Origin of the sequence: Bradyrhizobium sp. AUGA SZCCT0105 (genome assembly GCF_018129565.1) — a bacterium.
GTDB lineage: Bacteria > Pseudomonadota > Alphaproteobacteria > Rhizobiales > Xanthobacteraceae > Bradyrhizobium.
In genome coordinates, this window is the sequence record NZ_JAFCMK010000008.1 from 286,574 (window position 1) to 298,907 (window position 12,334).

Consider the following 12,334-nt stretch of genomic DNA (forward strand, 5'->3'; position numbering starts at 1 on the left):
TGATTTTTCGGCTGGCGCGGCGGCCCGGGTCCCGCTAAGTCGGTAGCATGCATACGAAGACCGACAGCCTTCCCTCCTCGGCGGAGGCATTGCGATACCCCTGGGAGAACCACCCCGGCCACGACCAGGTCGTGGAGGTGGCCCCCGGCGTGCTGTGGGCGCGGCTGAAGCTGCCGTTCCGCCTCAACCATGTGAACATCTATCTGCTCGCCGACGGCGACGGCTGGACCATGGTGGATGCCGGCTTCGGCAATGAGGAATCGATCGCGGCCTGGACCACGCTGTTCGAAGGACCGCTGAAGCACGTCAAGGTCAAGCGGCTGATCGTGACGCATTCGCATCCCGACCATGTCGGTCTCGCCGGCTGGATCACCGAGCGCTTCGACTGCCCGCTGTACATGTCGCAGGTGGAATACCTGCAATCGGTCTATCACCAGAACCGCGGCACCGAGGAACGGCGCAACGCGCAGCGGCTGTTCTTCCGCCGCCACGGCATGGACGAGGACCTGACCGAGAAGCTGCTCGGCCGCGGCCAGGACTACCTGAAGCGGGTGTCGGTGCTGCCGCCGTCCTATCACCGCCTCACCCATGGCGACGAGGTCGTGATCGGCACGCGGCGCTTCAAGGTGATCACCGGCGGCGGGCACGCGCTCGACCAGGTGATGCTGTATTGCGCGGCCGACAAGCTGTTCCTGTCCGCCGACCAGGTGCTGAGCAAGATCTCGCCCAATGTAAGCGTCTGGGCGGTCGAGCCCGAGCAGAATTCGCTCGGCGAATACCTGGCCTCGCTGGCCAGCCTGACCACCACCCTGCCCTATGACGTGATGGTGCTGCCCGGCCATGGCGTGCCGTTCTACGGGCTGAAGACCCGGATCAAGCAGCTCGCCGATCACCATGAGGAGCGCTGCCGGCTGATCGCCGAGGCCTGCCGCGAGGTGCCGCAGACCTCCAAGGAACTGGTCCCGGTGGTGTTCCACAAGCACGTGCTGGACGAGCACCAGATGGGCTTCGCCGCCGGCGAGCTGGTCGCCCATGTCAATTACATGCTGGTCGAGGGCCGTCTGACGGCCGAGATGCACGACGACGGCATGCTGCGCTTCAAGACGACCTGAGCGCCCGGGCCGTAATGCCCCGGGCAATTTGACCGAAATCAAGCCGGATAGACGGCCGCTAGGGCAATTTGCCCAACTGCGACGCATGCCCAAATGTGGGCCAATGCATGGACATTAGAGCTGGAAAAGCTCTAAGAAGAGTCAGGTTTTCCGGTCAGGTTCCGCTTTCTGGGTTTGCCGATGAATTACAGCCAGTTTTTCCAAACCGCCCTCAACCGCCTGCATGACGAGCGGCGCTACCGGGTGTTCGCCGACCTCGAACGGATCGCGGGACGCTTCCCGCACGCGACCTGGCACTCGCCGAAGGGCAGCCGCAACGTCGTGATCTGGTGCTCCAACGACTATCTCGGCATGGGCCAGCACCCCAAGGTGGTCGGCGCCATGGTCGAGACCGCGACCCGCGTCGGCACCGGCGCCGGCGGCACCCGCAACATCGCGGGGACCCATCATCCGCTGGTGCAGCTCGAGGCGGAGCTCGCCGACCTCCACGGCAAGGAAGCCTCGCTGCTGTTCACCTCGGGCTATGTCTCGAACCAGACCGGCATCTCGACGCTCGCCAAGCTCATTCCGAACTGCCTGATCCTGTCGGACGCGCTGAACCACAATTCGATGATCGAGGGCGTCCGCCAGGCCGGCTGCGAGCGCCAGATCTTCCGTCACAACGACGTCGCGCATCTCGAAGAGCTGCTGATCGCCGCCGGCCCCGACCGGCCGAAGCTGATCGTCTGCGAGAGCCTTTATTCGATGGACGGCGACGTCGCGCCGCTCGCGAAGATCTGCGATCTCGCCGAGAAATACGGCGCCATGACCTATGTCGACGAGGTGCATGCGGTCGGCATGTACGGCCCGCGCGGCGGCGGCATCGCCGAGCGCGACGGCGTGATGCACCGGATCGACGTGCTCGAGGGCACGCTCGCGAAGGCGTTCGGCTGCCTCGGCGGCTATATCGCGGGGCGCGCCGAGATCATCGACGCGGTGCGCTCCTACGCGCCGGGCTTCATCTTCACCACCGCGCTGCCGCCGGCGATCTGCTCGGCCGCAACCGCTGCGATCCGCCATCTGAAGACCTCGAACTGGGAGCGCGAGCGCCACCAGGACCGTGCCGCCCGCACCAAGGCGATCCTGACCGCCGCCGGCCTGCCTGTCATGTCGAGCGACACCCATATCGTGCCGCTGTTCGTCGGCGACCCCGAGAAGTGCAAGCGCGCCTCCGACCTGCTGCTCGAGGAGCACGGCATCTACATCCAGCCGATCAACTATCCGACGGTCGCCAAGGGCACCGAGCGGCTGCGCATCACGCCCTCGCCCTACCATGACGACGGCCTGATCGACGCGCTGGCCGAGGCCCTGCTCCAGGTCTGGGACCGGCTCGGCCTGCCCCTGCACCAAAAGTCGCTGGCCGCCGAGTAACCCTATCCGCGTCCACCCCCGAATTTGGGCCGGCCGTGCATCGCACCGCCGGCCCTTTGCGTTATAATCCTGGCACCCGGCCCTCCCAGCGGCCGGGACAGGAGATGAGCAGCGATGCTGCACGACTGGGGCGTTATCGCCACGGCGTTCGCCTACATCGGATTGTTGTTCTTCATTGCCAGCCGCGGCGACCGCAGGTCGGCGGGTGCGCGCGGCCGTGCCAGCCAGTGGATCTATCCGCTGTCGCTGGCGATCTACTGCACCTCCTGGACCTTCTTCGGCTCGGTCGGCTTCGCCACCCGCACCAGTGTCGACTTCCTGGCGATCTATGTCGGCCCGATCGTGATGATCGGGCTCTGCACCCCGCTGCTGCGCCGCGTCATCGCGCTCGCCAAGTCGCAGAACATCACCTCGATCGCCGACTTCATCGCCGCGCGCTACGGCAAGAGCCAGGCGGTCGCGGCCACCGTGGCGCTGATCGCGATCATCGGCTCGGTGCCCTACATCGCGCTGCAGCTCAAGGCGGTGGCCTCATCGCTCGAAACCATCCTGAGCGAGGATCAGGCGTTCTCGAAAATCCCGATCATCGGCGACATCGCGCTGATGGTGACGCTGGCGATGGCGGTGTTCGCGGTGCTGTTCGGCACCCGCCACACCGACGCGACCGAGCACCAGCACGGGCTGATCCTGGCGATCGCCGCCGAATCCATCGTCAAGCTGGTCGCCTTCATCGCCGCCGGCGCCTTCGTCACCTTCTGGATGTTCTCCCCGGTCGAGCTCTACGAGCGCGCCCTGAAGACCCCGGAGGCGGTACGCGCGATCGAATATGTGCCGTCGATCGGCAACTTCCTGATCATGACGCTGCTGTCGTTCTGCGCGGTCATGCTGCTGCCGCGCCAGTTCCACGTCAGCGTGGTCGAGAATTCGACGCCCGGCGAGGTCACCCGGGCACGCTGGCTGTTTCCGCTCTACCTCGTCGTCATCAATATCTTCGTGATTCCGATCGCGATCGCGGGCCTCGTCATCTTCCCGTTCGGCGCCGTCGACGCCGACATGTTCGTGCTGGCGCTGCCGATCGAGGGCAATTCGCAACTGCTCAGCCTCGCGGTGTTCGTCGGCGGACTTTCGGCGGCGACCGCAATGGTGATCGTCGAATGCGTCGCGCTGTCGATCATGGTCTCCAACGACATCGTGCTGCCGCTGGTGCTGCCGCGCAGCGACGATGCCCGCGCCGGTCAGAAGGACTTTGGCGACTTCCTGCTGAAGGCGCGCCGCTTCTCGATCTTTGCCATCATGGTGCTGGCGTATTTCTACTATCGCGCGCTCGGCAACACCCAGCTGGTCGCGATCGGCCTATTGTCCTTTGCCGCGATCACCCAGCTCGCGCCGGCATTTTTCGGCGGCCTGTTCTGGCGCCGCGCTACCGCACGCGGCGCCATGGCGGGCATGCTGGTCGGCTTCGCGATGTGGCTCTACACGCTGTTCATCCCGAGCTTCCTGGAAAACTCGACCACCGGCCTGATGCTGCTGCAGCATGGGCCGTTCGGGATGGAGGCGCTGCGGCCGCAGGCGCTGTTCGGCGCCGACCTGCCGCCGCTGCTGCACGGCGTGTTGTGGAGCCTCGCGCTCAACATCCTCACTTACGTCGTGTTCTCGCTGGCGCGCGCGCCGTCCGCGATCGAGCTGTTGCAGGCCGACGTGTTCGTGCCCAATGCGCTGGCCCCGATCGCGCCGAGCTTCCGGCGCTGGCGCACCACGGTGACGGTGCAGGACATCGAGAGCACGGTGACGCAATATCTCGGCCCCGACCGCACCCGCGAGGCCTTCGCCTCGTTCGCCGTCGACCGCAACGTCGTGCTGCTGGCCTCGGCACCGGCCGATTTCGAGCTGCTGCAGCATGCCGAGCGCTTGATCGCGTCCTCGATCGGGGCGGCGTCCTCGCGCCTCGTGATGTCGCTGCTGCTGCAGCGGCGGACGGTGTCGGCCAAGGCCGCGCTGAAGCTGCTCGACGACTCGCACGCCGCGCTGCATTTCAACCGCGAGATCCTGCAGACCGCGCTCAATCACGTGCGTCAGGGCATCGCGGTGTTCGACGCCGATCTGCAGCTGATCTGCTCCAATCGCCAGTTCTCCGAATTGCTCGCGCTGCCGCCGCATTTGGTGCAGCTCGGCATCCCCTTGCCCGAGATCCTCGAATTCATGGGCGCGATCAGTCCGCCGCCGGCTGGTGACAGTGACAACCTGCTGCAACTGCGGCTGCGCGCCTACACCACCGAGGGCGAGCCCTATCTGGAACGCTTCACCGACCGCCACCTGGTGATCGAGGTGCGCGCCAACCGCATGCCGGGGGGCGGGCTCGTCATCACCTTCTCCGACGTCACGCCGAGCTTCGAGGCCGCGGAGGCGCTGGAGCGCGCCAATGCGACGCTGGAAAAGCGGGTGCGCGACCGCACCGAGGAACTGACGCGGCTGAACTCGGAACTCGCGCTCGCCAAGGGCATCGCGGAAGACGCCAACGCCTCCAAGACCCGCTTCCTGGCGGCGGCCAGCCACGACATCCTGCAACCGCTCAATGCGGCGCGCCTCTATGTCACGAGCCTGGTCGAACGCCAGAACGGCGGCGAGGATTCGCGCCTGGTCGAGAACATCGACGACTCGCTCGAGGCGATCGAGGACATCCTGGGCGCGCTGCTCGACATATCGAGGCTCGATGCCGGCGCCATGACGCCGGCGATCACGAGCTTCCGGATGGCCGATTTGATGCGCTCGCTGGAGATCGAGTTCATGCCGATCGCCCGCGACAAGGGCCTCGATCTGCGCTTCATCGCCTGCTCGCTGCCGGTCGAATCCGACCGCTCGCTGCTGCGCCGACTGTTGCAGAACTTCATCTCCAACGCGATCAAATATACCCCGCGCGGCCGCGTGCTGATCGGCTGCCGGCGCCGCGGCAACGCGCTCCAGATCAGCATCTTCGACACTGGCGTCGGCATCCCCGTGCAGAAGCGCGGCGAGATCTTCAAGGAATTCCATCGGCTCGAGCAGGGCGCCCGGATCGCCCGCGGCCTCGGTCTCGGCCTGTCGATCGTCGAGCGGCTGGCGCGCGTGCTCAACCACCGCATCGCGATTTCGGCCAATGTCAGCGGCGGCTCGGCGTTCTCGGTCACCGTGCCGGTCGCCACCGCCGTCAACCATACCGCGGCCGTCACCACCGCCACGCCGCTGTCGAAGACGCCGATGAGCGGCTCCCTGATCGTCTGCATCGAGAACGATCCCGCCATCCTCGACGGCATGAAGACGCTGCTGACGGCGTGGGACGCCGAGGTGATCGCGGTGCTCGATGCCGACGGCGCGATCAGCGCGATCGAGGCCGCCGGCGGCCGCGTCACCGGCGTGCTGGTCGACTATCACCTCGATCGCGGCAACGGCGTCGCTGCGATCCGCGAGATCCGCCGCCGCTTCGGCGACGGAATTCCGGCGATCCTGATCACCGCCGATCGCAGCCCCGCGGTGCGCTTGGCCGCGCGCGAGGAAAACATCGCGGTGCTGAACAAGCCGGTCAAGCCGGCCTCGCTGCGCGCCCTGCTCGGACAATGGCGCACCCAGCAGATGGTGGCGGCGGAGTAGCCTTACGACCGGCCGGCCTGACGCCTGCGCAGCGCCCGCAGGCGAAGTCCGGCCGCAACGGCGAGCATGGCCGGCACCACGAAGCTCGCCGGCACCCAGAAGGCGGCGCGCGCCATCGTCGCGTCGGCAATCGCAGCGGACAGGCCGCTGGCATTCGCGATCAGCCCCGCGATCGCCGCACCGAACGCAAAGCCCATCTGCTGGATGGTCGGGACCGACGAGGCCGCGACCACTTCGTCGCCCGCCTTGGCACTGTCCATGATGCGATGTGCGACGAGCGGCCAGCACTGGCCGATACCGGCTCCCAGCATCGCGATCGCCACGACCAGCAGGATGATCGACGCCGCGCCGTCCGGACCGAGCCACCCGATCGCGGCGAGACTCGCTGCCATGATCGCAGGACCGGTCAGCATCAGGCGGTCCGCGCGGCGGGCCGACACGCCGGCCGTCAGCAGCGAGGCGGCGCTCCAGCCCAGCGAGGCGCAGGCGACGGTGAAGCCGGCCGAGAGCGGATCGAAGCCATGCAGTTGCTGCAGGAACATCGGCACGTAGATCTGCAACGGACTGAAAGTGACGCAGAGCAGCAGCGCGAGCCAAAGCCCGACGCCGGTGCCGGTGCGCCAGGAGAACGCTCGCTCGGCAGCAGCCGGGGTGACGCCAGACGATCGAGCCGGAGCATCGCGACGAACGAGACGATCGCCGTGACGATCAGGCCGAGCTTCAGCAAGGACGATCCGACGGCGGAGGTGGCTGACGTCGCGGCGATGGCAAGGCAGATCAGCGCGACACGGCCGAGCGGCACGCGCGCCGACGATGAGGGCCGTGCCGCCGTGACCGGCGGCAGCACGAAGAAGGCAGCGATCGCCAGCACGGCGGCCGTTGCGGCGCTGGCGACAAAGGCGCCGCGCCAGCTCGCGAAATGCGCGAACATCCCGCGGCGGCGATTTCCGGTTATTTCAGATAGTATCTTGTTTCTAAAATAGGCCGATGAGTCTAGACGACACCCGCAGCCAGGATCGCATCCTGTTCGAACTGAAGACGCGCGGCCCGCAGACGGCTGCCGGCATCGGCGCGCGCCTCGACATGACGCCTGCCGGTGCGCGCCAGCACCTGCTCAAACTCGAAGCGGTGGGCCTCGTCGAAAGCGGCGATGAACGCGAAGGGCGCGGGCGGCCGCGGAAGTATTGGCGGCTGACGGCGCGCGGCCACGCGCGCTTCCCCGACCGCCATTCCGACCTCACGCTTGATCTGCTGCGGTCGATGCATGAGGTGTTTGGCGAGCGCGGCCTGGAGACGCTGATCGCGCATCGCGAACGCGCCGGCATTGCCGACTACCGAAAGGCGGTCGGAACCGAGGGCTCACTCCGACAGCGGCTCATGGCGCTCGCACGGATCCGGAGCCGGGAAGGCTATATGGCGAGCGTGGTCAAGGACGCCGGCGGCTTCCTGCTGATCGAGAACCACTGCCCGATCTGCGCGGCGGCGGCAGCCTGTCAGGGCCTCTGCCGCTCCGAGCTTGCGGTGTTTCGCGCCGTGCTGGGCAGCGACGTCGTGGTCGAGCGCGTCGATCACATCCTGGCCGGTGCGCGGCGCTGCGCGTACCGGGTGATGCCGGCCGCGTAAGTCAGCTCGACGGCGTGCCTTGGCGCCACTGGCCGCCCGCGATCTTGGCGGCGGCGATCACGGCCTGGGTGCGGCTTTCGACGCCGAGCTTCTGCAGGATGGCCGAGACATGGGCCTTGATGGTCGCTTCCGAGACGCCGAGCTCGTAGGCGATCTGCTTGTTGAGCAGCCCCTCGGACAGCATCATCAGCACCCGCACCTGCTGCGGGGTCAGCGTCACCAGACGGTCGCGCAGCCGCGTCATGTCGGGATCGCCGGCCGCCGACAGATCGGTGTCCGGCGGAACCCAGACGTCGCCCTCCATCACCTTCATGATGGCGTCACGCAGCGTCTCGACGCCGAAGCGCTTGGGGATGAAACCGGAGGCGCCGAAATCGAGCGAGCGGCGAATGGTTCCGGCATCGTCGCTGGCGGAAACGATGACCACAGGAATCGCCGGATACTGCGCCCGCAGATAGATCAGGCCGGAAAAGCCGCTGATCCCCGGCATGCTCAGGTCGAGCAGGATCAGATCGACCTCGGAGTCCCGCTCCAGCAGCGCGGTCAGGTCCTCGAACGATCCGGCCTCGCTGATCGTGGCCGAACTCACGACGCTGGACACCGCCTGACGCAACGCATCGCGGAACAGCGGATGGTCGTCGGCGATGACAAGATGAGTATTGGCAGCAGCAGTCATCTCAGTCCCACAAGCGGGCTTTGGCAAGCCCGCGCCGTTCGGTTGTCGCCCGCGTGGCAGTATCACGCAAGCCCTTGATAATACCAGATGCCAACGCAGTTAACCCGCCGAGCTTGTGCGCCGCAACAGACGCACGCGGGGACGTTCCATTTCATTCTACCCCTCGAAGATAAGTTCAAGCGTGCAAAAGCCAAAAGTCTTATTGGGACGGGTTTCACTGCGATGTTACCCTCGAATGAAGCCCAGGCTCATTCGAGCCTAGTCAGCCAGGCGGGGCTCGCATGGCAGCAATAATTCGGGGGGAGCAATCCAGATGTCCACAATGACTGCAACTTCGGCGCGGCCCGCCGGCATGACGAAGGATGAGCGTTTCGTCATCCTGGCGTCGTCGCTCGGCACCGTGTTCGAGTGGTACGACTTCTATCTCTACGGTTCACTGGCCGGCATCATCGGTGCGCAGTTCTTCTCCGACTATCCGCCGGCGACACGCGACATCTTCGCGTTGCTGGCCTTTGCCGCGGGCTTCCTGGTGCGTCCGTTCGGCGCCATCGTGTTCGGCCGGGTCGGCGACATCGTCGGCCGCAAATACACCTTCCTCGTCACCATCCTGATCATGGGCATGTCGACCTTCATCGTCGGCCTGTTGCCCAGCGCCAAGACCATCGGCATCGCGGCGCCGATCATCCTGATCTCGCTGCGCCTGTTGCAGGGCCTCGCGCTCGGCGGTGAGTATGGCGGTGCGGCGACCTACGTCGCCGAGCATGCGCCACAGGGCAAGCGCGGCTACTACACCTCGTTCATCCAGACCACGGCAACGCTCGGACTGTTCCTGTCGCTGCTGGTGATCCTGTTCACCCGAACCTTCACCGGTGAGAAGGACTTCGCCGATTGGGGCTGGCGCATTCCGTTCCTGGTCTCGGTGCTGCTGCTCGGCATCTCGGTCTGGATCCGTCTGCGGTTGAACGAATCGCCGGTGTTCCAGCGGATGAAGGAGGAAGGCAAGACGTCCAAGGCGCCGCTGACCGAAGCCTTCGCGACCTGGAGCAACGCCAAGATCGTGATCCTCGCCTTGTTCGGCCTGACCATGGGCCAGGCAGTGATCTGGTACACGGGCCAGTTCTACGCGCTGTTCTTCCTGCAATCGATCCTCAAGGTCGACGGCTACACTGCCAACCTCCTGATCGCATGGTCGCTGTTGCTCGGCACCGGCTTCTTCCTGGTGTTCGGCGCGCTGTCGGACAAGATCGGTCGCAAGCCGATCATCCTGGCGGGCTGCCTGCTCGGCGCACTCACCTTGTTCCCGATTTTCAAGATGATCACAACCAACGCCAATCCGGCGCTGGAAAAGGCCTATGAGACGGTCAAGGTGCAGGTCGTTGCGGATCCCGCCGGCTGCGGCGATCTGTTCAACCCCGTCGGCACCCGCGTCTTCACGGCGCCTTGCGACACCGCCCGCGCTTTCCTCGCCCAGTCGTCGGTGAAGTACGCCACCGTGCCGGGCCCGGCCGGCTCGCCGGTGAAGGTCACCGTCAACGACAAGGACGTGCCGTACACGGACGCCAAGACGTCGAACCCCGCCATCACAGCGGCGGTGCAGGCGGCGGGCTATCCGAAGCCGGGTGACGCCGGCGTCGTGAAGATGTCGAACCCGTTCGACGTCTTCCGTCCGCAGGTGGCTGCGACCATCGGGCTGCTGTTCATCCTGGTGCTCTACGTCACCATGGTCTACGGCCCGATCGCCGCGATGCTGGTCGAACTGTTCCCGACCCGCATCCGCTACACCTCGATGTCGCTGCCCTATCACATCGGCAACGGCTGGTTCGGCGGCCTGCTCCCGGCGACCGCGTTCGCGATCACCGCCTCGACCGGCGATATCTACTCCGGTCTCTGGTATCCGATCATCTTCGCGGCAATCACCGTCGTGGTCGGCGCGCTGTTCATTCCGGAAACCAAGGACGTCGACATCACCAAGACCTGACCGCAAGTCCTGATCAGTCGTCATTCGCAATCAAAATGCATCGGCCGCGGAGCGATCCGCGGCCGATGTCGTTTTGGAAGCCAGGCCTTGGAAGCGAGGTCTAACCCGTCAGCGCGTGGCGCCGATGAATTGCAGCACGATCTCGCGCCGGTGCGCCCTGGCGCGATGCTCGATCAGATAGATGCCCTGCCAGGTGCCGAGCGCCATCTCGCCATCGAGCACCGGGACCTGCAGCGAGGTCGCCGTCAGCATGGTCTTGATGTGCGCCGGCATGTCATCGGGGCCTTCGGTGTCGTGACGCCAGCCGCCGTCTTCGGGCGCGGCGCGATCGAGCGCCGTCATCAGATCGACCAGCACCGTCGGATCGGCATTCTCCTGGATCGTCAGCGAGGCCGAGGTGTGACGGATGAACAGCGTCACCGCCCCCTCGCCGGCGCGCACCTCGCGCAGGAATTTCGCGACCTCGCGCGTGATGTCGGTGAAGCCGGCGCCGGACGTTTCGACCGTCAAGCGCGACGAGGCGATGCTGGTCGCTGCGACCGAGGATGGTGCCGAGCGCGCAATCATTTTCGCTGAACTCATCTGCAGTCTCTCAACTCGTCGTCCCGGCGAAGGCCGGGACCCATACCCCGCGGCCCCTCATGTTCAAAGACTCGGAGTGGATATCCTTTGTAACCAATACGCTTCGGTGGTTATGGGTCCCGGCTTTCGCTGGGACGACACCGTGGATGTTGCAAACGCCGTATCAAATCTTGCCGCCATTGACGTCGCGCTGAACGCGATTGGCCATCTCGATCAGCCGCCGCCAGGCCCGCTCCACGAACGACATCATGCGATCCATGTCGCGGTCGCTCGGCAGCGGGATCTCGATCTTGCGCTCGCCCTCGGCGACCTTCGGCTCAGCCTTCTTCAACGAATCCGATTTCGGCAACGCCTCGTCGGTCTTGGCCGATGGTGCGCGCGCGGCGAGCTCGCCTTTCAGCCTGTCATTGTCGGCCTGCAGGCGGCCGATCTCGGCATCCAGCGCTGCGCGCTCGTCGGGCACCATGTAACAGGCCCAGCCCGCGCTGGAATTGGAGCAGGTCGACACCGCACCGGTGCGGGTGTCGAGCCGCAGGAAGCCATCGCCGGCCGGTGACAACGCATAGCGGCCGTTCTCGGTATCGGGCACGGTTTGCGCGAGCGCGGCGCCGCTTGAGATCAGGATGGCAACGATTGCGATGGACAATTTCGAGGACGACATCGCGATGGGCATGGCTTGCTCCGCCTCAACCTGATTCCTGCCCCTAGACCACAGAGCTATAGGGCTTGCGACCAGACTTCAACGCGTCCTCGAGCAATTCGATCCGGTCCTGCCCCCAGAAGACCTCGCCATCGAGCACATAGCCGGGCGAGCCGAACACGCCGGCGTCCAATGCATTCTGGCGATTCTGCTCATAGACCGCGCTGATCGCATCGGAGCCCGAGCGCTCCACCAGCTGCCGGCCGGGCAAGCCTGCATCGTCGGCGAGCTTCACCAGCGTTGCAGCATCGGCAAGATTGAGCTCAAGCTCCCACACCGCGGGATAGGCGCGTTGCAAGAACGGCTCGGGGTCGAGGCCGGCCTCGAGCAGCGCGATCACGACGCCATCGGCAAGCCGCCCGTTGAACGGCCAATTGGCCGGCTGCAGGTGAAAATTCAGCCCGCGCTTGTCGCGCCAGCGCTGCAATTCGATCATCCGGTAGCGCTGCCGCACCGGATGGCGCTGGGCGAGCGGCAGCCCGCCGGTCTCCGAGAACAAATCGACCAGCAGCACGGGCCGGTAATTTACCTTGAGATCGTAAGCGTTTACGAGCCGCACGAAGGGCTTGTGACCGATATAGGCCCAGGGCGATTGCAGCGAGAAGTAGTAATCGATCTGGCGTGACATG

11 protein-coding genes are annotated in these 12,334 nt (G+C 65.8%); 6 read left to right on the forward strand and 5 right to left on the reverse strand.

Annotation, left to right across the window (positions count from 1 at the left end; genetic code table 11):
• Positions 1 to 47: 47 nt before the first annotated feature.
• The 3 genes from JQ573_RS32370 to JQ573_RS32380 all read left to right on the forward strand — a co-directional run bounded on the left by JQ573_RS32370 (position 48) and on the right by JQ573_RS32380 (position 6,146).
• A complete protein-coding gene (locus tag JQ573_RS32370) occupies positions 48 to 1,112 on the forward strand; it encodes an MBL fold metallo-hydrolase (protein WP_212317191.1) in 1,065 nt (354 codons plus the stop codon).
• A 180-nt stretch (positions 1,113 to 1,292) separates the two neighbouring features.
• Positions 1,293 to 2,522, forward strand: a complete 1,230-nt coding sequence (gene hemA / locus JQ573_RS32375; RefSeq protein ID WP_212317190.1) for a 5-aminolevulinate synthase — start codon at positions 1,293 to 1,295, stop codon at positions 2,520 to 2,522.
• 114 nt (positions 2,523 to 2,636) lie between these two features.
• On the forward strand, positions 2,637 to 6,146 hold the full coding sequence (locus JQ573_RS32380; protein WP_212317189.1) for a PAS domain-containing hybrid sensor histidine kinase/response regulator: 3,510 nt from the start codon (positions 2,637 to 2,639) through the stop codon (positions 6,144 to 6,146).
• A gap of 2 nt (positions 6,147 to 6,148) precedes the next feature.
• Here JQ573_RS32380 and JQ573_RS40380 read toward each other — a convergent pair whose 3' ends face one another.
• A complete protein-coding gene (locus JQ573_RS40380) occupies positions 6,149 to 6,733 on the reverse strand; it encodes an MFS transporter (protein WP_312011700.1) in 585 nt (194 codons plus the stop codon).
• Here JQ573_RS40380 and JQ573_RS40385 point away from each other — a divergent pair.
• Positions 6,668 to 7,129, forward strand: coding sequence for a hypothetical protein (locus JQ573_RS40385; protein WP_249132587.1), 462 nt, complete (start codon positions 6,668 to 6,670; stop codon positions 7,127 to 7,129). The genes JQ573_RS40380 and JQ573_RS40385 overlap by 66 nt on opposite strands.
• Positions 7,130 to 7,133: 4 nt before the next feature.
• Positions 7,134 to 7,769 carry a metalloregulator ArsR/SmtB family transcription factor gene (locus JQ573_RS32390; RefSeq protein ID WP_212317188.1) on the forward strand — a complete coding sequence of 212 codons (636 nt, stop codon included), beginning with the start codon at positions 7,134 to 7,136 and terminating at the stop codon, positions 7,767 to 7,769.
• Between the two features lies 1 nt (position 7,770).
• Here the strand turns inward: JQ573_RS32390 and JQ573_RS32395 are convergent, their stop codons facing one another.
• Positions 7,771 to 8,445 carry a response regulator transcription factor gene (locus JQ573_RS32395; protein ID WP_050630075.1) on the reverse strand — a complete coding sequence of 225 codons (675 nt, stop codon included), beginning with the start codon at positions 8,443 to 8,445 and terminating at the stop codon, positions 7,771 to 7,773.
• A 313-nt stretch (positions 8,446 to 8,758) separates the two neighbouring features.
• Between JQ573_RS32395 and JQ573_RS32400 the strand changes: the two genes are divergently transcribed.
• A complete protein-coding gene (locus tag JQ573_RS32400) occupies positions 8,759 to 10,423 on the forward strand; it encodes an MFS transporter (protein ID WP_249132588.1) in 1,665 nt (554 codons plus the stop codon).
• A 108-nt stretch (positions 10,424 to 10,531) separates the two neighbouring features.
• On the opposite strand, the gene JQ573_RS32405 is transcribed toward JQ573_RS32400, so the two are convergent.
• From JQ573_RS32405 to JQ573_RS32415, 3 genes are all read right to left on the reverse strand, one after another.
• Complete coding sequence (locus JQ573_RS32405; protein WP_212317186.1) at positions 10,532 to 11,005, reverse strand: secondary thiamine-phosphate synthase enzyme YjbQ; 474 nt, start codon at positions 11,003 to 11,005, stop codon at positions 10,532 to 10,534.
• A 163-nt stretch (positions 11,006 to 11,168) separates the two neighbouring features.
• The gene (locus JQ573_RS32410) at positions 11,169 to 11,678 is read right to left on the reverse strand and encodes a hypothetical protein (RefSeq protein ID WP_212317184.1); all 510 of its coding nucleotides are present in this window, start codon (positions 11,676 to 11,678) and stop codon (positions 11,169 to 11,171) included.
• Positions 11,679 to 11,709: 31 nt separating this feature from the next.
• Positions 11,710 to 12,333 carry a 2-hydroxychromene-2-carboxylate isomerase gene (locus JQ573_RS32415; protein ID WP_212317182.1) on the reverse strand — a complete coding sequence of 208 codons (624 nt, stop codon included), beginning with the start codon at positions 12,331 to 12,333 and terminating at the stop codon, positions 11,710 to 11,712.
• Position 12,334 lies beyond the last annotated feature (1 nt).